The sequence below is a fragment of the Enterobacter sp. CFEC122 genome, assembly GCF_052983755.1.
Window position 1 is genome coordinate 1 of the sequence record NZ_JBRIQR010000057.1, and the last position, 20,223, is coordinate 20,223.

At 55.8% G+C, this 20,223-nt stretch carries 19 protein-coding genes and 5 pseudogenes; 8 read left to right on the forward strand and 16 right to left on the reverse strand.

Annotated features, from left to right (window positions below):
• The coding region (locus ACVCAM_RS24300; RefSeq protein WP_447093715.1) for a hypothetical protein at nt 1–203 on the forward strand (203 nt) is incomplete at its 5' end.
• Between the two features lie 333 nt (nt 204–536).
• Complete coding sequence (locus ACVCAM_RS24305; RefSeq protein ID WP_008502221.1) at nt 537–1,304, forward strand: TraX family protein; 768 nt, start codon at nt 537–539, stop codon at nt 1,302–1,304.
• Nucleotides 1,305–1,325: 21 nt separating this feature from the next.
• On the opposite strand, the gene ACVCAM_RS24310 is transcribed toward ACVCAM_RS24305, so the two are convergent.
• A complete protein-coding gene (locus tag ACVCAM_RS24310; protein WP_226840878.1) occupies nt 1,326–1,625 on the reverse strand; it encodes a DUF2767 family protein in 300 nt (99 codons plus the stop codon).
• Between the two features lie 782 nt (nt 1,626–2,407).
• On the reverse strand, nt 2,408–3,421 hold the full coding sequence (gene repA, locus ACVCAM_RS24315) for a plasmid replication initiator RepA (protein ID WP_032670853.1): 1,014 nt from the start codon (nt 3,419–3,421) through the stop codon (nt 2,408–2,410).
• A gap of 652 nt (nt 3,422–4,073) precedes the next feature.
• On the opposite strand from repA, the gene ACVCAM_RS24320 reads away from it, so the two are divergent.
• Nucleotides 4,074–4,340: a type II toxin-antitoxin system TacA family antitoxin gene (locus tag ACVCAM_RS24320; RefSeq protein ID WP_007869691.1), complete on the forward strand. Its 267-nt coding sequence runs from the start codon at nt 4,074–4,076 to the stop codon at nt 4,338–4,340.
• Nucleotides 4,328–4,813: a GNAT family N-acetyltransferase gene (locus ACVCAM_RS24325; RefSeq protein WP_013087269.1), complete on the forward strand. Its 486-nt coding sequence runs from the start codon at nt 4,328–4,330 to the stop codon at nt 4,811–4,813. Before ACVCAM_RS24320 ends, ACVCAM_RS24325 begins: the two co-directional genes overlap by 13 nt.
• Before the next feature lie 153 nt (nt 4,814–4,966).
• Here ACVCAM_RS24325 and ACVCAM_RS24330 read toward each other — a convergent pair.
• Nucleotides 4,967–6,141: pseudogene (locus ACVCAM_RS24330) on the reverse strand (IS3 family transposase); the annotation flags it as partial.
• Between the two features lie 11 nt (nt 6,142–6,152).
• Between ACVCAM_RS24330 and ACVCAM_RS24335 the strand changes: the two are divergent.
• A complete protein-coding gene (locus tag ACVCAM_RS24335; RefSeq protein WP_256025477.1) occupies nt 6,153–6,284 on the forward strand; it encodes a hypothetical protein in 132 nt (43 codons plus the stop codon).
• A gap of 24 nt (nt 6,285–6,308) precedes the next feature.
• Here the strand turns inward: ACVCAM_RS24335 and ACVCAM_RS24340 are convergent, their stop codons facing one another.
• The 8 genes and pseudogenes from ACVCAM_RS24340 to ACVCAM_RS24375 form a co-directional block, all read right to left on the reverse strand.
• The gene (locus tag ACVCAM_RS24340; RefSeq protein ID WP_004152113.1) at nt 6,309–7,271 is read right to left on the reverse strand and encodes a zinc metalloprotease HtpX; all 963 of its coding nucleotides are present in this window, start codon (nt 7,269–7,271) and stop codon (nt 6,309–6,311) included.
• On the reverse strand, nt 7,258–7,746 hold the full coding sequence (locus ACVCAM_RS24345; RefSeq protein WP_004152114.1) for a phosphate-starvation-inducible PsiE family protein: 489 nt from the start codon (nt 7,744–7,746) through the stop codon (nt 7,258–7,260). Before ACVCAM_RS24345 ends, ACVCAM_RS24340 begins: the two co-directional genes overlap by 14 nt.
• 114 nt (nt 7,747–7,860) lie before the next feature.
• Nucleotides 7,861–8,007 (reverse strand): annotated as a pseudogene (locus tag ACVCAM_RS24350) (phosphate-starvation-inducible PsiE family protein); the annotation flags it as partial.
• Nucleotides 8,008–8,244: 237 nt separating this feature from the next.
• A complete protein-coding gene (locus tag ACVCAM_RS24355) occupies nt 8,245–8,442 on the reverse strand; it encodes a hypothetical protein (protein ID WP_004152115.1) in 198 nt (65 codons plus the stop codon).
• A complete protein-coding gene (gene clpK, locus ACVCAM_RS24360; protein WP_004152116.1) occupies nt 8,442–11,237 on the reverse strand; it encodes a heat shock survival AAA family ATPase ClpK in 2,796 nt (931 codons plus the stop codon). Before clpK ends, ACVCAM_RS24355 begins: the two co-directional genes overlap by 1 nt.
• Before the next feature lie 105 nt (nt 11,238–11,342).
• Entirely contained in the window at nt 11,343–11,912 is a 570-nt protein-coding gene (hsp20, locus tag ACVCAM_RS24365; protein ID WP_004152117.1) for a small heat shock protein sHSP20, read from the reverse strand.
• A gap of 34 nt (nt 11,913–11,946) precedes the next feature.
• Nucleotides 11,947–12,228: a helix-turn-helix domain-containing protein gene (locus ACVCAM_RS24370; protein WP_004152118.1), complete on the reverse strand. Its 282-nt coding sequence runs from the start codon at nt 12,226–12,228 to the stop codon at nt 11,947–11,949.
• Between the two features lie 243 nt (nt 12,229–12,471).
• On the reverse strand, nt 12,472–12,735 hold the full coding sequence (locus ACVCAM_RS24375) for a hypothetical protein (RefSeq protein WP_015386469.1): 264 nt from the start codon (nt 12,733–12,735) through the stop codon (nt 12,472–12,474).
• A gap of 14 nt (nt 12,736–12,749) precedes the next feature.
• Here ACVCAM_RS24375 and ACVCAM_RS24380 point away from each other — a divergent pair, with 14 nt between their 5' ends.
• From ACVCAM_RS24380 to ACVCAM_RS24390, 3 genes and pseudogenes are all read left to right on the forward strand, one after another.
• Nucleotides 12,750–13,013, forward strand: coding sequence for a transposase (locus tag ACVCAM_RS24380; RefSeq protein WP_004118209.1), 264 nt, complete (start codon nt 12,750–12,752; stop codon nt 13,011–13,013).
• Nucleotides 12,970–13,074 (forward strand): annotated as a pseudogene (locus tag ACVCAM_RS24385) (transposase domain-containing protein); the annotation flags it as partial. The gene ACVCAM_RS24380 and the pseudogene ACVCAM_RS24385, both read left to right, overlap by 44 nt.
• 184 nt (nt 13,075–13,258) lie before the next feature.
• A protein-coding gene (locus ACVCAM_RS24390) for an IS1 family transposase (protein WP_256867361.1) occupies nt 13,259–13,956 on the forward strand; the annotation gives its coding sequence in 2 pieces (ribosomal slippage) (nt 13,259–13,508 and nt 13,508–13,956; 699 coding nt in all).
• A gap of 14 nt (nt 13,957–13,970) precedes the next feature.
• Here the strand turns inward: ACVCAM_RS24390 and ACVCAM_RS24395 are convergent.
• The 5 genes and pseudogenes from ACVCAM_RS24395 to ACVCAM_RS24415 form a co-directional block, all read right to left on the reverse strand.
• Nucleotides 13,971–14,111: pseudogene (locus ACVCAM_RS24395) on the reverse strand (maltose acetyltransferase domain-containing protein); the annotation flags it as partial.
• 65 nt (nt 14,112–14,176) lie between these two features.
• A complete protein-coding gene (lacY, locus tag ACVCAM_RS24400; protein WP_447093716.1) occupies nt 14,177–15,430 on the reverse strand; it encodes a lactose permease in 1,254 nt (417 codons plus the stop codon).
• 51 nt (nt 15,431–15,481) lie between these two features.
• Nucleotides 15,482–18,556, reverse strand: a complete 3,075-nt coding sequence (lacZ, locus tag ACVCAM_RS24405) for a beta-galactosidase (RefSeq protein ID WP_015386474.1) — start codon at nt 18,554–18,556, stop codon at nt 15,482–15,484.
• A gap of 121 nt (nt 18,557–18,677) precedes the next feature.
• Nucleotides 18,678–19,760 (reverse strand): DNA-binding transcriptional repressor LacI, encoded by a 1,083-nt coding sequence (lacI, locus tag ACVCAM_RS24410; RefSeq protein ID WP_007851507.1) that lies wholly within the window; start codon nt 19,758–19,760, stop codon nt 18,678–18,680.
• 236 nt (nt 19,761–19,996) lie between these two features.
• Nucleotides 19,997–20,218: pseudogene (locus ACVCAM_RS24415) on the reverse strand (transposase); the annotation flags it as partial.
• Nucleotides 20,219–20,223: the final 5 nt, after the last annotated feature.

A 20,223-nucleotide genomic window follows, 5' to 3' on the forward strand; every position in this document is an offset into this window, starting at 1 on the left:
ACCTGATGAACATCACAGCAATGAGTATAGAAACCATCACAGGAATTCAGGGCAGGGTCCAGCTCAGCGAAAATGAGCTGGGCATACTCAGGGGAATTATCCTCCACTGGAGAGCACTTGCATCCCAGTTCGGCATATCAACTGAAAACCTGGACAGGGATATGGACTGGCTGTGTGAACTGGCCGGAATACCGGTTAACTGACAGGCAGGGAGGTCAATGTCAGATAACATATAATTACTTATGAAATAAAATTTAACAAAGAACAACGCACCTTAATCTGAATATATTGCGTCTGCTGCCGATAATAATATTATTGTAATGAGGGTGGTATGTACGATTTTCATATTTTAAGTCTTTGTATTCAGAATAAGGATGTGGCAGGCGCCATGCGCGTTCTGCGCGATAAATCAGAGTTTGCCGCGCGTAAGATTCTGGAAAAAATAAAGGTCACGGTGACATCGCTGACGGGCAGGGCGTTCTGGCATGATGTCCAGCGCTGGCTGTTGAATGCGTGCCGCCAGGAGAGTATACCGAATGAATCAGTCCGTTCCCGGCCTTCTTCACCCCCTTCAGACACCCGGCCAGCTCAGTCCGGCCGCCCTGGATATGGTCAAGCTTCTGGCGCTCCTGGCCATGCTGATCGACCACATCAATACGGTGTTTATGACCCCAGCTCAGCCGGTGATGTATGCGCTTGGCCGGATGGCATTCCCCCTGTTCACGCTTATCTGGGCGATGAACGTGCGGCGCGCACCAGAACGTCTTCAGGTGAGAGCAAACCGTCAGTGGATATGGGCCATCATCACCCAGCCCGTCTTCAGCCTGGTCTTTGCCGGCCATCAGCCGTGGTGGGCTCTGAACATTCTCTTCGTGTTCGCCGGCGTCACGCAGCTGCTCGCCCTGCAGTACCGGTTCGGCAGAAAGGGAAGTCTTGCCGGTGCTCTGCTGCTGGCCATCATGATCTGGCCGCTGAGTCCGGCCAGTTACGGTCTGACGGGTGTTGCGCTGGCCATCGGCATGGTAATCACCACCGGTGGACAAAAACCTGGCGTGCAGCTCACGGGAATTATCGTGTCCGTCCTGGCGCTGTGTTGCCTGAACGGATTATCGCACCTGCTGAGTCTGCCAGCAGACACGCTGTTGTTCGCCACTCTTCCCACACTCGTATTTCCCCTGATGGCCCTGTCCCTGAGCATTCATCTGTGTCCGGAAGGCTGCCCGCGCTTCATGCCACGACATTTCTTCTACATTGCCTATATCGGCCATCTTCTGGTGCTCCTCCTCCTGTTGCACCTCTGGTGAGAGAGCCACAGTTTCGGGGCGTCAGCGCACCCCGGGAACCCCTCGCCCCCGCTCCAGTAAATCAATGGCCAGCTGAAGATAAAGGACCTGGTCCGGCTCCCATTTCCCGTTACTTTCGGCCAGCTCATTGCGCAGCACGGTGATGATATTTTTGCTTGTGGAGTCGTGTCCGGCCTCCACGAGCGAAAAAACGATACTGCCCACGACCTGGCACATTTCTTCATGCTGGCGCAGGAACGCTTCTGAATAGTCCATCCTGATTTCTCCACTGCGAATCTGTTCAATATTACGGCGGATGGTCATTATGCCGTGCAGCGGCATGGAGACGCCAGCTGAAGTCACGCGGAACGCAGCCGGTGAGGGGCGTCGTGACCGGCTTCAGCCGTTACGGATTGATAGTTTCTGCCTTGCCCATCCCATTCCCTGCAAAGCCAAATCCCCTGAAAGCCACTCTGGTTGCCGGTTTGCGCCGTCGGAGTGGTCACGACAAGGCGTAGCCGTAGTCGGGGCGTATCTCCGCGTTAGCGGGCCGTGAGGGCCGCTTACGGGCGTGTACTCAAAAGCCTCAGCGACTTACTGACAGCGATTCAGAATTCTAGTTACAACATCCCTTTTAAAGCGAGGGTGTTCCGGCCCTTTGGGCCGGGGCGGCGTCGGTTTAGCAGGGGTTAGGTATGTATGCGGTGCCTGGTTCTGGCCAGAAAGGTGCCCGGCGCTTGCGACGGGAGGTACTTTTGATTTTGTTCTGAGCGCGAGGCCGTGAGGCCGCTGCATGCGAAGGCATTTTTCGTTATCCACAGAGTGACTGCAGACAAAGATCTACTCTGGAATGAAATGAACAGAGAGATAAAAACGGTGAAGTAAGACTGTTTTGCGGAATGTCTTTTATTCGTTTCCGGGTTACTTCACTTATTCGTTTGCGGATTTCTGTGTAAAAAAAAGAGACAGTGGCCACTGGGGGCCATAACGACAAGCAGAACGTCATGGTGACCGGAAGGAGAACGGAGTGAAGGTTGAAAAATGAGCAGAGTGGCCGAAAAAAACCAGCACGAAAAGCCCCGGTGAGGGGCCCGTAAACAAGAAGACTGTTGTGTCGTCTGTGACTAGTCCGGGGGAGAAAGCGCCAGATCCAGCTGGTAAAGATGCTGGATGGCCAGAGCCTTCAGGCGCTCAGATGTGCACCAGTACGCTTCGTCAGGCGGGAGGGTGCGGTAAATCCATTCAGACATTGCATGGAGTCGTTCATCTGCCGGCAGCTTAATCAGATTGTTGGCACGTTTACGCTCCGCGCCTTTTTTGCGGCGGTAAACGAGTGCCTCCCGACGCTTACGGCCAGACCAGCATTTCCGCGCAGAGTGGGCCTGAACATCATCATGTTCGCTCATCACTCCTTCCCGGATCAGCTGCTCACGCTCGGCGCTCTGACGGAGCTTCTTCTCCTGCTCTTTAAACAGCTTGTCCATATCGACGCCCAGCATCTGGAATCCCACGGGGGTTATATAGACATACGTTGGCAACCAGGTGCGGGATTCACGATCCCAGGCGCGTTCTTCTGCGAGGCCCAGAACGCCAAACCGTACCTGTTCCTCAATAAGCCGTGAAAGGCGTGACACCGTCACCTCCGTTTCAGGAATGACATTGCCTTTTGCGTCCTTTGCACTGAGTTCTTTTGCAAGACGGGAGATACACATGCCGACGGTATGCTTGCCGGCATCACAGAAGCTGATGAGCACTGGCCAGAGCGCATCGAGCAGGCGCTGACGTTCCGGACGGAAGCCATATTTACGTCCCGCCTTACGGCGGCCGGCGACATAGAGAGGGTGACGAGAAACATGCATGCGCAGGCTGACCTGCCCGGTTTCTTTGTCTTTTTTCACCAGGCGATTGTAGGCATGACCGAGCTGTCCGGAGAGCTTTTTATAATGCTCCGGGCGATACCAGGCCGGGTTCTCACATTTGGCTTTTGTGGAATGCTCACCGCGTTTGCGGCGGGTCAGTTTTTTGACCGGTGCAATGAGGAAATTACCCTGAGTGCCGGCATCGACATCCTGGCAGAAACGGGTTAGCTCATCTTTCGGTAGATCTGACCAGTGAACAGAAATCTGATTGTCATTCACGGCGGCCTGTTCTTATGGCGGCCGGGTGTTGTGTTATGTGGTGCATGCGTTATAATCCTTCACAGGCCACGCGCCTGCTTTTGGACCCCCTGATATCTGTGTCTTCCGCCAAGATGATGACAGATGTCGGGGGGTTTGTGCATTCAGGCTCCGGGAAATCCCGTTACCTGCTCCTGAACGTTTTACTGGACACGTCCTGTCCCTGTCTGTTTCCGGAAGTCCGCATTTCTTCCGTAAAACCATCTTTTGCCACCCGCCTGCCTCACCACAAAGCAGTCAAACCGTCAGTTTGAGTTAGGACGCAAAAGTAATCTGAATCAACAATCTGTCCCACCACAAGACGATCGCTGACGATCCGAATACTACCTTCTCATCAGTAACTTTTCCAGATGTTAGACCAGATAACAATCCATAGTTTTCATGCTAATTGTCCGGATGAGACTGCTAGCAAGCATCGCACGCAGTAAATTCAGGCCGTTGGGTTTGATTTGGTAGGCCAGAGCAAGGAAAATAATTTAGAGGAAGAGCTTTACCTAATAGTTGCAAGTTGACTCTTTCGTATGTTCACTGCACTTAAAAAACCGTATAGCTTTTGCTATACAGAATCCATATGATATGCTTGTAAAGCAATCGCTATACAAGGAGCGCACTCATGAAATCAGATGTTCAGCTCAACCTTAGAGCTAAAGAATCTCAAAGAGCACTTATTGATGCTGCAGCAGAGATTCTCCATAAATCACGCACGGACTTCATCCTGGAAATGGCATGTCAGGCTGCGGAGAATGTGATCCTCGATCGTCGCGTATTTAATTTTAACGATGAGCAGTATGCAGAGTTTATCGATATGCTCGATGCACCGGTTTCGGATGAGGCGGCTATTGATAAACTTCTGGCAAGGAAACCTCAGTGGGACGTGTAACAGCACCAGAACCATTATCCAGCTCCCATCAACTAGCAGAGTTCGTCAGTGGTGAGGCAGTACTTGATGACTGGCTTAAACAGAGGGGATTAAAAAACCAAGCTCTTGGTGCAGCACGAACGTTCGTCGTTTGTAAAAGAGACACTAAACAGGTTGTCGGTTTTTACTCTCTGGCCACCGGCAGCGTTAACCACGTGGAAGCAATGGGAAGCCTCAGGCGCAATATGCCAGATCCAATTCCCGTAATCATACTTGCTCGCCTGGCAGTTGATGTTTCATACCGTGGCCAAGGGCTCGGGGCCGATTTACTGCATGATGCAGTTCTGCGCTGTTACCGTGTAGCTGAGAATATTGGAGTCCGTGCGATTATGGTTCATGCACTGACTGAAGAAGCCAAAAACTTTTATCTTCACCATGGCTTTAAGGCATCACAAACTCAGGAACGGACATTGTTTTTAAAGTTACCACAGTGAGGTTTGAGGAAGAAAGGGGCTTGTTCGATATTTAAGATATTGATTTATAATGATTTTACCATTGAATTTAACATAATCTTTGTTATGCGCACCTGTATTGTCAGCACAAAGCGTTATTGTCGTCTCAGGGGCTGCGGATGTTTTCCTGGACTGTTATGTTGTGATCCCAAGATGCTGCCGGTACTTCACAGGACTCATTGCACCTAATGATAGCTTGATACGTTTCTCGTTATACCAGCGTATGTACCTGTCCAGGAAGCAGATAAATTTTTCCAGCGTGATACCCGCCCAGTCTCTGCCATAGAACATTTCGTTTTTGATACGCCCGAAGAAGCCTTCACACGCAGCATTATCCGACGAGCATCCTTTGCGCGACATGGACCTTATAAGTCCGGAGGTGTTGATACGCTCGAGCCAGCCCGGCCACCGGTAATGGCCACCACGATCGCTGTGTATCACTGGTTTATCATGTTCGTTGAGCGTATCGAGTGCGTCATCGAGCATCGTATTCACCAGCGTCGCGTCCGGGCGTGTTCCTATCGACCAGCTTACAACCAGGCCATCAAAGCAGTCGATAACCGGCGACAGATAGACTTTTCCAGCCGGAAGCTGGAACTCCGTAATATCGGTCAGCCACTTCTCATTTGGCCTGCAGGAACTAAAATCCCAAGCGAGTAAATTTTCCGGTGCCGGGCCGATTTCGCCACAGTAAGAGTTGTATCGTCGTCGCCTGGTGCGCTTAACAACGAGCTGCTCTTCTGCCATCAGTCTGCGGACAACCTTTTCAGAAATAACCCTGTTGTTACCGCGAAGCATCGCGTGAAGGCGCCGATAGCCGTAACAGCGGTAATTCTCCTCAAAGATATCGGCCATGATCACGCGTATTACCGCATACTTATCGTACAGACGTTTTGGTAAAAATAACAGCTGCGGGCAAGTTGCAGAACGCTTAGCAACTCAGCAACGGGGTACTTTTTCTTAAGGGCATCAACTATCAGGGTTTTCTCCCTGTTTTTCAGTTTCAGAAAGCTGACGCCCAGATCTTTTTTTATCAGTTCATTCGCCTTTGTCAGTATGTCACGTTCGAGCTGCAGCTGATGAATCTGCTTCCTGAGACGCTGGATTTCACCGAGTAAAGCATCCTGATTTTTATCCTGAGGGGCTGACTTTCGTTTGCGCATGGATTGATAAGCCTCGTCACTGATAAGGTCTTTCTTCCATTTGTACAGGACCGGGACGCTGACGCCTATGCTTTGTGCAACTTTACGCGCGGTTCCACGTCGGTTACAGAGCTCCCGGACGGCCTGAGACCTCTCTTCCGGGCTGAAGCATTTGTTTCGTGGGGACTGAACCAGGCTTCGATGGCGGGCAGGAACTGCCACAGCAGCATGAGTGCGGCGATGCAGCCAGTGATGACGAGCCAGCGCCGGATGAATCGATCCGGCGCCGGGCGGCTGTAGGGGTCGGGTAGGTCACGTCATTCTCCATGTTGAAATCAGCGCCAAAGGCCGCCAGTGCGCCAGCGTGGCGGACGTGGTGATACGGTCACTTCGGGGTCGAAACGGGCCGATGGAAACGGCGGCATCGCGGGCGGCGGAGCAAGTTCCAGCAAGCGCTCAATGCGTTCAGCCGTCGCTGGATGCGTGCGCAACCAGGAGGGTTCCGGATTGCCCCATCCGGGCAGCAGCCAGGCGCGCCAGGAGCGGCTCACCCGCTCGATCTTGGCGAGCGCTGAGGCCAGCCCGTGCGGGTCGCCGGTCAATTCGGCAGCGAGCCGGTCGGCGTCGAATTCGCGCACCCTGGACAAGCCCAACTGAGCCAGCAAGGCCAGCTGTGGCGCGACCGCAAGTAGAAGCAACGCGGGCCAATTGACTTCCGTGACTCCAAGCAATAGCGTTGGCAAGCTGAGCACGATCGCAAGCTGCCCCAACAAGGCCAGAAGATGGGTGAGCCGGCTGATGGAATCGGCCAAGCCCATGACACGCAAATCCTCGTTCGCAATATGCGCGATTTCGTGGCCGAGCACGCCGGTCAACTCGCGGGGCGTGAGGCTACGCAGCAGGCCGTCGGTCAGCGCGATGGCCGCGTGATGCTTCGAACCGGTGGCGAAGGCGTTGACGACCCCGCTGGGCACGTAGTGCGGTACCGGCACGGTAGGCAGCCCGGCCCGCGCCGCCAGTTCGCGCAACACAGCCCAAAGATCGGGCGCTTCATCCGGGTGCAGGGGGCGTGCGCCATACAGCCGCAAGGTCAGCCCGGAGGCGGCCGCCGGTTCAAGCAGCAGGGTGAACCCCGCAGCCGCAAGCGCCAGCCAAAGCCCGCCGTCACCCAACAGCAGGCTGCCAGCGACGGCGGCAATTCCGAGCAGGGTCAGCACCAACAGCACGGTTTGCAGGCGATTGTGCCAGCGATGCCGCGCGCCGACATTCTGCGCGTGGCGCAGATCACGACTGATCATCTGAGCTTTCCCCGGCTGTCCGGTCATCGCGCTCGCGCAGCAGCCAGTAAGTCGCCCCGAGGGCCAGTGTCGCGCCTGCAAGCGCCGCGACCTTGGCGGGGCCGGTCTCCGGGTCGAGGATTACGAATTTACGCGCCAGGGCGATCAGCCCGATCAGGATCACCGTCTTGACCTGGATGATGCTGTCGCGCCGCAAGGCCACCCTCACGATGGAATGCTTGAACTCCATGGCAATGAGCAGCGTCATGATCATGCCGAACACGGTCTGGAAGACCTTGTGATCGAGCGGATTGAATGCATCAATGATCAGCAGGCTGAAGACGATCGAGATCAGCTGCAGCAGCGAGACCACGATGATAACGGCAATGATTGCGGACAGCGCGAGCGCGATCACCTGTTCAAAGCGCTCGTAGAACGTCATCACTGCCCATTGGGCGCGAAATGTTTTGATCGGGTCTGCTTGCTTTTCCTTCATCGCCACTCCTCTCAATTCTGAAATACTTGTGCGCCCACAACTTGGTTGCACCCTCGTCTTTTTTGCCTGGTAGAGCGCGCTGTCCGCCTGCAGCATCACCTGCTCGACAGAGTGCAAACGGGGGTCAAGGAGAGCCACCCCCATGCTGGCGCTATAGCTGATCGACACCTCTCCACACACCACCGCTGTCGCCGCAGTGTCCTGACGAAATCGCTCCGCCCATACTTGGGCGCCTTCTATCGATACCGCTTCCAACAACACAGCGAATTCCTCCCCCCAATCCGGGCAGCCATGTCGGTTGCGCGAACATGTTCCCTCAACCGTGAAGCAAAGGGGTCGGTGATCACCATACGCAGCAACTGCTGCTCTATTTCCTTGCGAGAAGAGATGTCGAACAGAGTACCGACTATCAGTTGCCTGCCCGCGTCACCCAGCCATGGGCCTTGTTCCTCGAAAGTCGAGTTGCCAGAGGATCAGGTGAACAGATGGGCCGCGCCGTCACGCGAACGGATGGCCAGCGAGCGGGAGGGCAGTGCCGCCGCTGATGAGCAGTCCCCACGGCGTGGCCGACTGCTCATCACGCTTGTAGACGCCCGCGTGACCTGCGGCCACGACCGCCACCGCGATCGAGGCCAGGGAGGCTGCCCATGCCAGTGCCAGGCCGATGGGGTCGGACACGGCAGCCTCGCCCGCCATCAAGATGCGTCGCTCGCCTTCGCGGCATCCGGCTGCTCCGGCTCGGCCGGGGTCTGCGGTGGCTCTTTGCGTTCGAACACCACGCGTTCGGCCTTGTCGTCCCAGCGTGCGCTGGCGTGATCGCCCTTGCCGATACCGCCGCCGAGCATCTCGCGCGCCAGCGCAGTTTCCAGCTCGCTGCGGATCAGGCGCTTGAGTTCACGCGCACCGAACTCGGGCTTGTAGCCTTCTTCCGCGAAATGGTCGATCAGCGTCTGATCGAAAGTGAGCGTCACGCCCTGGCTGGCGGCGCTGCGCGCCACGCGATCGAGCTGCAGGCCGACGATGTGGCGGATCTCCTCCTTGCCCAGCGCATGGAAGACGATGATCTCGTCGATGCGGTTGAGGAACTCGGGCCGGAAATGGCCGCGCAGCACGTCCATGACTCCGGCCTTGGTCTTTTCGTACTCCTCGCCGGCCGCCCCGCGCGCCTTCAGCCGTCGCTGGATGATGTCCGAACCCAGGTTGGACGTGGCGATGATGATGGTGTTGGTGAAATCCACCACCCGGCCCTTGCCGTCGGTGAGGCGACCGTCGTCGAACACTTGCAGCAGGATGTTGTATACGTCAGGGTGTGCCTTCTCGATCTCGTCGAGCAGCAGCACGCTGTAGGGCTTGCGCCGCACCTTCTCGGTGAGCTGACCGCCTTCGTCGTAACCGACATAGCCCGGAGGCGCGCCCACCAATCGCGCCACGGTATGGCGTTCGCCATATTCCGACATGTCGATGCGCAACAGGGCGTGCTCATCGCCGTAGATCGATTCGGCCAATGCCTTGGCGAGCTCGGTCTTGCCCACCCCGGTCGGGCCCAGAAACAGGAAGGTAGCCACCGGTTTGCTGCCTTCACGCAGGCCGGCGCGGGACAGCCGCACGGCATCGGCCACGGCACGGACCGCCTCGTCTTGTCCCACCAGGCGCTCGTGCAGCCGTTGTTCCAAGTGCAGCAGCTTTTCGCGCTCTTCCACCGTCAACTCGTTGACCGGGATGCCGGTCAGGCGCGAGACGATCTGCGCCACGTGTTCCGCCTTGACCTCGGCACTGCCGGAGGCCCGCTCCCGCTCCCAGTCCTCGACGAGCTTCTTGAGCTCGGCCTCCTTGGCTTCGATGCGCTTCCCGAGCTCGGCGGCCTGGTCGTACTGCTTGCGCGCGGCCACGTAATCCTGTTCACGCCGCAGCTGGTGCAGTTCGGACTCCAGCTCCTGCACGGCCACCGGCCGGGCCGTGGCCGACAGCTTCACGCGCGCGGCCGCCTGGTCGAGCAAGTCGATCGCCTTGTCCGGCAGGAAGCGCGCCGTGATGTAGCGGTCGGACAACTCGGCCGCCGCGATGATCGCGTCCTCGGAGATGCTGACCTTGTGGTGCGCCTCGAAGGTGTCGCGCAGGCCGCGCAGAATCATGATGGCCTGGGCCACCGTCGGCTCGGGTACCGTCACCGGCTGGAAGCGCCGCTCCAGTGCGGCATCCTTCTCGATGTATTTCTGGTACTCGTTCAGCGTCGTGGCGCCGATCAGGTTGAGTTCACCGCGCGCCATCATCGGTTTGAACACGTTGGCCACGTCCAGCCCGCCTTCGCCACCGCCCTGGCCGGCACCGACGATGGTGTGCACCTCGTCGATGAACAAAATCAGCTCGCCCTGGTGCTCGGTCACCTCCTTCAGCACCTTCTGCACGCGCTCCTCGAACTCGCCGCGATATTTGGCGCCGGCCACCATGGCGTTGATGTTGAGTTCCACCAGGCGCTTGTCGCGCAAGGTCTCGGGCACTTCACCCGCCACCATGCGCTGCGCCAGCCCTTCGACGATGGCGGTCTTGCCCACACCCGGCTCGCCGATCAGCACCGGGTTGTTCTTCTTGCGCCGGGCCAGCACCTCGATGGTGGTTTCGATCTCCTGCGCGCGGCCGATCACCGGGTCGAGCTTGCCGTCGCGCGCCATCTTGGTCAGGTCGCGCGAGTACTTGTCGAGTTCTGGCGTGTTGGTCGGCGTCTCAGCGCGGCCATCCTCGGCGCCCTTGCCGACCACCTTGCTGACCTGTTGGCGCAGCGCCTGCGGCGTCAGGCCGTAGCGGCGCAGCAGGTTGGCGGCCAGCCCTTCGCCTTCCTCAGCCAGACCGATCAGGAAATGCTCTGGACCGACATAAGAATGGCCGAGTTCATTGGAGGCCACGAAGGCGCGGCTGAGCGCATCCTTCACGCGCGGCGACACGCCGATCTCGCCCTCGAAGGGCTTGTCCCCGCGCTTGGCCTCAGACTCGATCTGCCGCTTGAGGTCATCGACCTTGATCTTGAACTGACCCAGGATGGTCTTGACCACGTCGCTGTCGGCCAGCGCCAGCAGCAGATGTTCGGTATCCACCTCGGAGCGGCCAAATTCGGCAGCGTGTTTGGCGGCCTCCTGCAGCAAGGCTTCCGACTGTTCGCTGATGCGGCTGGCCAGCCCACTGCCGCGACGGCGCGGCGCACCCGAACCTGCGGCGGCGGGCTCGCCAAACGAGGCATCGACCACGTCATCGGTATCGGCGGCAACTGGCGTCGCGTCGTCGCCGATGCGGAAGAAGTCACTGCCGAGGAAGTCCTCGAACAGGCCGCTGCGCGAGCCGAACAAGGCTTCCAGCGGCGAAACGGTGCGCTTTTGCTGGCGCACTAATTGCCGGTAATGGTCGTCGCACAACAGCATGGTGCTGTGACGACCGTTGAGATTGGCTTCCACCCGCACGGTGGCGGGTTGGCCGCAGACCTGGCATTGTTTTCTGGCCATGCTGATGCTCCTGAGAAGGTTGACAAGGTTGAGGCGACGAGGCATCGCGAACCGCGACTCCTCGTCTCGTGCCGGGTTTTTCTTGTGACGAACGAGCCGGCGACGTCAGCCGTTGATCGGGATCGAGCGTCCCTGCTTCGGCGCGCTGACCTCGCGCTTGTCGATCGTGACCGTGAGCACCCCGTTCTTGAACGATGCTTTGATCGAATCCTGGTTGGCGTCGTCAGGCAGGTTCAAGGCACGCTGAAAGCTGCCGTAGGAGCGCTCCACACGGTGGAAGCCACCTTCCTTCTTCTCCTGTTCCTGGCGCTTCTCGCCACGCACCATCAGCACGTCGTTGTCGAGAGTGATCTGGATGTCCTTCTCCTCGACACCGGGCACTTCCAGGGCAATCTTGTACTGCTTGTCGGTTTCCTGGATGTCCAGGGCCGGCTTCAGCATGCCCGACCAATCGGATGGCCACTGCGGCATGTTCAACGCCGGAAAACCGAAGCCCCGGAATGCGTCATCGAACAGCCGGTCGATTTCCCGATGCAGTTGCAGGATCGGGCTGACTGGCCCGCTCGCCGCTGGCAGGTCATTGCGCTGCACCGGCAGGGAAGAGACGGTCTGCTGCTCTTGCTGCTCGTTCTTGAACCAGTTCCAGGGAGCCAACTTCTTGAAATCGATGTCCATGTCATACCTCCAGAAAAATTGGAAAACGAGTTACTCAAGCCCTTTGCCTGCTGTGACGGGCAGTGCGCCCAGGCGACACGGGCTGCTCGGATGACTTCTGCTGTTCACGCTTGCGCATCACCTCCTTCTTTGCTGCGGCTCGGGTCTGATCATTGATCCACTGATCGATTTCACTTTGAGGAAACCGCCACGTCCCGCCCACCTTGAAAGCCGGAATTTCCCCGTGCGCGGCGAGCCGATAAAGCGTCCGCTTGCCGACTTTCAAGTACGCAGCCAATTCATCGAGCGTGAAAATCACCTGTAGGTGCGCTTTCATCCCTGTAGGTGCGCTTTCATCTCACCCTCTCCAATCGCGTCGCTTTGCGGTTCCGGCCAAGGAAATCCTTGTAATACTTTGTAAGATATTACGCTTACCATGACAGCCTTCAAGAGTCAATGTACAGCGTTCTCCCGCCCCATTGATGCAGGTCAACTGCTCAGGCAAGGCGCAGCGGGGCGGTCTGATCAGGCAATGGACAGCGCCTGGCTCGTCAGCCTGCGTGTACCACAGGCGCCTCGATCAAACACCGATCCTCACGTTGTAGCCGAGTGCCCGCAGCCCCTTGCTCGTCTGCATGTTCCTTGACGGAAACTCGTCTGGGCGCGCCCAGACGACGATTTCCCCGAGGCTGCTCAGGCTAACGTGCGGAATTGCCCAGTCGTCGCTGCGGATCGCGTTCCAGAGTCGGGCCGAAACACTTCCGTTGCCCCAGACAACGTAGTTCAACAGTATCCGTCCGGCCAACACACCTTCCCGACACCGCCGCCGAAGGCCATGGCCCATCAAGCGGATTTTCCATGCGCCCTCAGCGCCGTACCTACAGCAAATCTTTCAAGGCTCAGGTCATTCAGGAGTGTTCTGAACCCGGTGCCTCCATCGCAAACATCGCCTTGGGCTACAGCCTCAATGCCAACCTCGATCACAAATGGATTCGGCTGCCTACCCAGAAAACCACGGCTATCCAGCCAGCGTTCATCCCGTTGCCTTCTCAAATGCTCGGCGTGGGTTCGCATACTCAAGCGCGCTGCTGCGATCATGAGTTTGATCCAGTCGGCCCGTAATAATGGGCACGATCCGTATGCCTATCTCAAGGATGTGCTGACACGGTTGCCGTCCCTGTAACAGCCTGAAGTTGACCTGGGTAATCAAATACCGGTGTAGTGATTAGGAAACAGGGCTCGGATAACATCATGGCGCAGGTCACCCTGATCTTGACCCTCCATCTCCGAACAGCTTTTGTATCTTAAGTTAACGATGTCCGCTGCCGGTATTCCCTCGGGGAGTGATATCCCAGCGCGCTGTGCGGGTGGCTTCCATTTCCATCAGATGTCCTTCCTGCTCCGCTACTGAAGGCGTGGTGCGTAACGGCAAAAGCACTGCCGGACATCAGCGCTATCTCTGCTCTCACTGCCGTAAAACATGGCAGCTCCAGTTCACTTACACCGCCTCTCAGCCCGGTACACACCAGAAAATTATTGATATGGCCATGAATGGCGTTGGATGCCGGGCAACCGCCCGCATTATGGGCGTTGGCCTCAACACGATTTTACGTCACTTAAAAAACTCAGGCCGCAGTCGGTAACCTCGCGCATACAACCGGGCAGTGATGTGATTGTCTGCGCTGAAATGGACGAACAGTGGGGCTACGTCGGTGCTAAATCACGTCAGCGCTGGCTGTTTTACGCGTATGACAGGATACGGAGGACGGTTGTGGCGCACGTCTTCGGTGAACGCACTCTGGCCACACTGGAGCGTCTTCTGAGCCTGCTGTCGGCCTTTGAGGTCGTGGTATGGATGACGGATGGCTGGCCGCTGTATGAACCCCGCCTGAAGGGAAAGCTGCACGTTATCAGCAAGCGTTACACTCAGCGCATTGAGCGACATAACCTGAATCTGAGACAACATCTGGCAAGGCTGGGACGGAAGTCACTGTCGTTCTCAAAATCGGTGGAGCTGCATGACAAGGTCATCGGGCATTATCTGAACATAAAACACTATCAATAAGTTGGAGTCATTACCCTTTTTTCAACTTCTGATGGATGCGAGTGATTGAACTCATACATTAATGTTTTCCCACGAAGTCTTTTTTCAGGTAAGCCTTCGCACATATCGGTAAATAGCTTGCCTGCTTTTATTTTTTCTGTCATCGACATGTTCATTTTTAACATTCCGTCCTGATAAGTTGGTCGGATAAGGCGCTCGCGCCGTATCCGACATTAATTTCTTAAGCGACTTCATTCACCTGGCGACGCAGCAGAGAAAGTGGGCCGGGGCCGCTAAGCGTGAACACGGAAATTAAGGTGAAGCCCAGCGCCACCAGACCCAGCACCAGGTAAGCGCCCTGGAAACCGATGCTTTCATACATATTGCCCGCCAGAATAGACATAAAAATCATCGCCAGTTGCTTAAAGAAGCAGAAACAGACCAGATAAATCGTCGCTGAAAAACGCACTTCAAACTGGCTGGTAATATATTTAAAGCAGCCCACCAGCAGGAACGGTACTTCAAACATATGCAGCGTTTTCAGAATAACCACTTCCAGTGCTGAGGTAGCGAACGATGAGCCAATAATACGTACTGACATAATAGTGCCAGCCAGCAGCAGGGCGTTTTTCCCACCGATGCGATTAATGATCAGTGGCGCAAAAAACATAATCGAGGCGTTAAGTAATTCGCCCATTGTCGTTACGTAGCCAAATACCCGCGTACCCTGTTCACCGGTAGCAAAGAACGAAGTAAAGAAATTAGCAAACTGTTGGTCAAAAACATCGTAGGTGCAGGAAACGCCAATAACATACAGTGACAAAAACCACAGTTTTGGCTGTCTGAACAGTTCCAGCGCCAGCTTAAGGCTAAATGACGAATGGTTGGCACCTACCGCATTGGCAACCGTGGCAGAAGAGGGCGCATCCGTTTTGGCGAAAAAGAGTAAAACGGCGAGGATGAATGCACAGCCAGAACCCAGCCAGAAAACAAACTGATTATTGATGGTGAACATGATGCCGACAATCGAGGCACACAGCGCCCAGCCAACACAGCCAAACATCCGCGCGCGACCATATTCGAAATTACTGCGACGGCTGACTTTCTCGATAAATGCCTCTACTGCTGGCGCACCGGCGTTAAAACAAAAGCCTAGATAAATACCACCAACAATCGATCCTACTAAAATGTTGTATTGTAACAGTGGCCCGAAGATAAAAATAAAGAACGGCGCAAACATCACTAACATGCCGGTAATAATCCACAGCAGGTATTTGCGCAGCCCGAGTTTGTCAGAAAGCAGACCAAACAGCGGTTGGAATAATAGCGAGAACAGAGAAATAGCGGCAAAAATAATACCCGTATCACTTTTGCTGATATGGTTGATGTCATGTAGCCAAATCGGGAAAAACGGGAAGTAGGCTCCCATGATAAAAAAGTAAAAGAAAAAGAATAAACCGAACATCCAAAAGTTTGTGTTTTTTAAATAGTACATAATGGATTTCCTTACGCGAAATACGGGCAGACATGGCCTGCCCGGTTATTATTATTTTTGACACCAGAGCAACTGGTAATGGTAGCTACCGGCGCTAAGGTGGAATTCCGCCGACACTGACGGGCTCCAGGAGTCGTCGCCACCAATCCCCATATGGAAACCGTCGATATTCAGCCATGTGCCTTCTTCCGCGTGCAGCAGATGGCGATGGCTGGTTTCCATCAGTTGCTGTTGACTGTAGCGGCTGATGTTGAACTGGAAGTCGCCGCGCCACTGGTGTGGGCCATAATTCAATTCGCGCGTCCCGCAGCGCAGACCGTTTTCGCTCGGGAAGACGTACGGGGTATACATGTCTGACAATGGCAGATCCCAGCGGTCAAAACAGGCCGCAGTAAGGCGGTCGGGATAGTTTTCTTGCGGCCCTAATCCGAGCCAGTTTACCCGCTCTGCTACCTGCGCCAGCTGGCAGGTCAGGCCAATCCGCGCCGGATGTGGCGTATTGCTCGCCACTTCAACATCAACGGTAATCGCCATTTGACCACTTCCATCAATCCGGTAGGTTTTCCGGCTGATAAATAAGGTTTTCCCCTGATGCTGCCACGCGTGGACCGTGGTAATCAGCACCGCGTCGGCAAGCGTATCTGCCGTGCACTGCAACAACGCTGCTTCGGCCTGGTAATGGCCCGCCGCCTTCCAGCGTTCGACCCAGGCGTTAGGGTCAATGCGGGTCGCTTCACTTACGCCAATGTCGTTATCCAGCGGTGCGCGGGTGAACTGATCGCGCAGCGGCGTCAGCAGTTGTTTTTTATCGCCAATCCACATCTGTGAAAGAAAGCCTGACTGGCGGTTAAATTGCCAACGCTTATTATCCAGCTCGATGCAAAAATCCGTTTCGCTGGTGGTCAGTTGCGGGATGGCGTGGGGCGCGGAGGGGAGTGTCACGCTGAGGTTTTCCGCCAGACGCCACTGCTGCCAGGCGCTGATGTGTCCGGCTGCTGACCATGTGGTCGCGTTCGGTTGCACTACGTGAACCGTTAGCCAGAGTTGTCCGGCGCTCTTCGGCTGCGGTAGTTCAGGCAGTTCAATCAACTGTTTACCTTGTGGAGCGACATCCAGAGGCACTTCACCGCTTGCCAGCGGCTTGCCATCCAGCGCCACCATCCAGTGCAGGAGCTCGTTATCGCTATGACGGAACAGGTATTCGCTGGTCACTTCGATGGTTCGCCCGGATAAACTGAACTGGAAAAACTGCTGCTGGTGTTTTGCTTCCGTCAGCGCCGGATGCGGCGTGCGGTCGGCAAAGACCAGACCGTTCATGCAGAACTGGCGATCATTCGGCTTATCGCCAAAATCACCGCCGTAAGCCGACCACGGATTGCCATTTTCATCATATTTAATCAGCGACTGATCCACCCAGTCCCAGACGAAGCCGCCCTGTAAACGGGGGTACTGACGAAACGCCTGCCAGTATTTAGCGAAGCCGCCAAGACTGTTACCCATCGCGTGGGCGTATTCGCAAAGGATCAGCGGGCGCGTCTCTCCAGGCAACGAAAGCCATTTTTTGATGGACCATTTCGGCACAGCCGGGAAGGGCTGGTCTTCATCCACGCGCGCGTACATCGGGCAAATAATATCGGTTGCGAAGGTGTCGGCTCCGCCGCCTTCATACTGTACCGGGCGGGAAGGATCGACAGATTTGATCCAGCGATAGAGTGCGTCGTGATTAGCGCCGTGGCCTGATTCATTCCCCAGCGACCAGATGATCACACTCGGGTGATTACGATCGCGCTGCACCATTCGCGTTACGCGTTCGCTCATCGCGGGTAGCCAGCGCGGATCATCGGTCAGACGATTCATTGGCACCATGCCGTGGGTTTCAATGTTGGCTTCATCCACCACATACAGGCCGTAGTGGTCGCACAGCGTGTACCACAGCGGATGGTTCGGATAATGCGAACAGCGCACGGCGTTAAAGTTGTTCTGCTTCATCAGCAGGATATCCTGCACCATCGTCTGCTCATCCATGACCTGACCATGCAGAGGATGATGCTCGTGACGGTTAACGCCGCGAATCAGCAACGGCTTGCCGTTCAGCAGCAGCAGACCATTTTCAATCCGCACCTCGCGGAAACCGACATCGCAGGCTTCTGCTTCAATCAGCGTGCCGTCGGCGGTGTGCAGTTCAACCACCGCACGATAGAGATTCGGGATTTCGGCGCTCCACAGTTTCGGGTTTTCGACGTTCAGACGTAGGGTGACGTGATCGGCATAACCACCACGCTCATCGATAATTTCACCGCCGAAAGGCGCGGTGCCGCTGGCGACCTGCGTTTCACCCTGCCACAAAGAAACCGTCACCCGCAGCTCATCGCGCAGCTCGCCGTACATCTGAACGTCTGCCTCCAGTACAGCGCGGCTGAAATCATCATTAAAGTGAGTGGCTACATGGAAATCGCTGATTTGCGTGCTCGGTTTATGCAGCAACGAGACGTCACGGAAAATGCCGCTCATCCGCCACATATCCTGATCTTCCAGATAACTGCCGTCACTCCAGCGCAGCACCATCACCGCGAGGCGGTTTTCTCCGGCGTGTAAAAATGCGCTCAGGTCAAATTCAGACGGCAAACGACTGTCCTGTCCGTAACCGACCCAGCGCCCGTTGCACCACAAATGAAACGCCGAGTTAACACCATCAAAAATAATTCGCGTCTGGCCTTCCTGTAGCCAGCTTTCATCAACATTAAATGTGAGCGAGTAACAACCCGTCGGATTCTCCGTGGGAACATACGGCGGATTGACCGCAATGGGATAGGTCACGTTGGTGTAGATAGGCGCATCGTAACCGTGCATCTGCCAGTTTGAGGGGACGATGACAGTATCGGCGTCAGGAAGATCGCGCTCCAGCCAGCTTTCTGGTACCGCTTCTGGTGCCGGAAACCAGGCAAAGCGCCATTCACCATTCAGGCTGCGCGACTCTTGGGAAGGGCGATCGGTGCGAGCCTCTTCGCTATTACGCCAGCTGGCGAAAGGGGGATGTGCCGCAAGGCGATTAAGTTGGGTAACGCCAGGGTTTTCCCAGTCACGACGTTGTAATACGACGGCCAGTGAATCCGTAATCATTGTCATAGTTGTATCCTGCGTGAATTGTTATCCGCTCACATTTTCGCATAACATACGAGCCGGACACATAGAGTGTAAAGCCTGGGGTGCCTAATGAGTGAGCTGACTCACATTAATTGCGTTGCGCTCACTGCCCGCTTTCAAGTCGGGAAACTTGTCGTGCCAGCTGCATTAAGGAATCTGCCAACGTGCGGGGAGAGGTGGTTTGCGTATTGGGCGCCAGGGTGGTTTTTCTTTTCACCAGTGAGACGGGCAACAGCTGATTGCTCTTCACCGCCTGGCCCTGAGAGAGTTTCAGCAAGCGGTCCACGCTGGTTTGCCCCAGCAGGCGAAAATCCTGTTTGATGGTGGTTAACGGCGGGATATAACACGAGCTGTCTTCGGTATCGTCGTATCCCACTACCGAGATATCCGCACCAACGCGCAACCCGGACTCGGTAATGGCGCGCATTGCGCCCAGCGCCATCTGATCGTTGGCAACCAGCATCGCAGTGGGAACGATGCCCTCATTTAGCATTTGCATGGTTTGTTGAAAACCGGACATGGCACTCCAGTCGCCTTCCCGTTCCGCTATCGGATGAATTTGATTGCGAGTGAGATATTTATGCCAGCCCGCCAGACGCAGACGCGCCGAGACAGAACTTAATGGGCCCGCTAACAGCGCGATTTGCTGGTGACCCAATGCGACCAGATGCTCCACGCCCAGTCGCGTACCGTCTTCATGGGAGAAAATAATACTGTTGATGGGAGTCTGGTCAGAGACATCAAGAAATAACGCCGGAACATTAGCGCAGGCAGCTTCCACAGCAATGGCATCCTGGTCATCCAGCGGATAGTTAATGATCAGCCCACTGACGCGTTGCGCGAGAAGATTGTGCACCGCCGCTTTACAGGCTTCGACGCCGCTTCGTTCTACCATCGACACCACCACGCTGGCACCCAGTTGATCGGCGCGAGATTTAATCGCCGCGACAATTTGCGACGGCGCGTGCAGGGCCAGACTGGAGGTAGCAACGCCAATCAGCAACGACTGTTTCCCCGCCAGTTGTTGTGCCACGCGGTTGGGAATGTAGTTCAGCTGCGCCATCGCCGCTTCCACCTTTTCCCGCGTTTTCGCAGAGACGTGGCTGGCCTGGTTCACCACGCGGGAAACGGTCTGATAAGAGACACCGGCATACTCTGCGACATCGTATAGCGTTACTGGTTTCACATTTACCACCCTGAATTGACTCTCTTCGGGTGCTATCATGCCATACCACGAAATGTTTTGCGCCATTCGGAGGGGGCACGCCGAAGTGAGATTCAAAATGCCGACGTCAGTTCACAGGTGGGTAATGATACCAACGTGTTGATTTCGTATTTTCACTGACACCAGGATCATCCTGATGTTACAAGGATTGAATGACTACAGATTAAAATAGTCATCAACAGGTTGACAGCATTACCGGTAACCCGTTTCAGCTCTTTCTGGAGACGGCGGATCTCGGCCTGAGCATCTGACTGTTCTTTATTAGTGGAAGAATCCGGACCGTACTTCTTTATCCATGCATAAAGGCTGTGGGTGGTGATATCGAGACGTGTTGCAACGCTGGAAACAGAATAACCGCGATCAACAACCTGTTTGACTGCTTCAGTTTTAAACTCTTCGGGATAACGCTTACCGCTCATGGGCA

What these genes read in the sequence shown, in the direction of transcription:
- ACVCAM_RS24305 (WP_008502221.1), top strand. Translation starts at nt 537, where the DNA reads ATGAATCAGTCCGTTCCCGGCCTTCTTCACCCCCTTCAGACACCCGGC.
- lacY (WP_447093716.1), bottom strand. Translation starts at nt 15,430, where the DNA reads ATGTACTATTTAAAAAACACAAACTTTTGGATGTTCGGTTTATTCTTT.
- clpK (WP_004152116.1), bottom strand. Translation starts at nt 11,237, where the DNA reads ATGGCCAGAAAACAATGCCAGGTCTGCGGCCAACCCGCCACCGTGCGG.
- hsp20 (WP_004152117.1), bottom strand. Translation starts at nt 11,912, where the DNA reads ATGGACATCGATTTCAAGAAGTTGGCTCCCTGGAACTGGTTCAAGAAC.
- ACVCAM_RS24345 (WP_004152114.1), bottom strand. Translation starts at nt 7,746, where the DNA reads ATGAAGGAAAAGCAAGCAGACCCGATCAAAACATTTCGCGCCCAATGG.
- ACVCAM_RS24380 (WP_004118209.1), top strand. Translation starts at nt 12,750, where the DNA reads ATGCGCCCTCAGCGCCGTACCTACAGCAAATCTTTCAAGGCTCAGGTC.
- ACVCAM_RS24320 (WP_007869691.1), top strand. Translation starts at nt 4,074, where the DNA reads ATGAAATCAGATGTTCAGCTCAACCTTAGAGCTAAAGAATCTCAAAGA.
- ACVCAM_RS24310 (WP_226840878.1), bottom strand. Translation starts at nt 1,625, where the DNA reads ATGCCGCTGCACGGCATAATGACCATCCGCCGTAATATTGAACAGATT.
- ACVCAM_RS24375 (WP_015386469.1), bottom strand. Translation starts at nt 12,735, where the DNA reads ATGGGCCATGGCCTTCGGCGGCGGTGTCGGGAAGGTGTGTTGGCCGGA.
- lacZ (WP_015386474.1), bottom strand. Translation starts at nt 18,556, where the DNA reads ATGACAATGATTACGGATTCACTGGCCGTCGTATTACAACGTCGTGAC.
- ACVCAM_RS24355 (WP_004152115.1), bottom strand. Translation starts at nt 8,442, where the DNA reads ATGGCGGGCGAGGCTGCCGTGTCCGACCCCATCGGCCTGGCACTGGCA.
- ACVCAM_RS24340 (WP_004152113.1), bottom strand. Translation starts at nt 7,271, where the DNA reads ATGATCAGTCGTGATCTGCGCCACGCGCAGAATGTCGGCGCGCGGCAT.
- ACVCAM_RS24370 (WP_004152118.1), bottom strand. Translation starts at nt 12,228, where the DNA reads ATGAAAGCGCACCTACAGGTGATTTTCACGCTCGATGAATTGGCTGCG.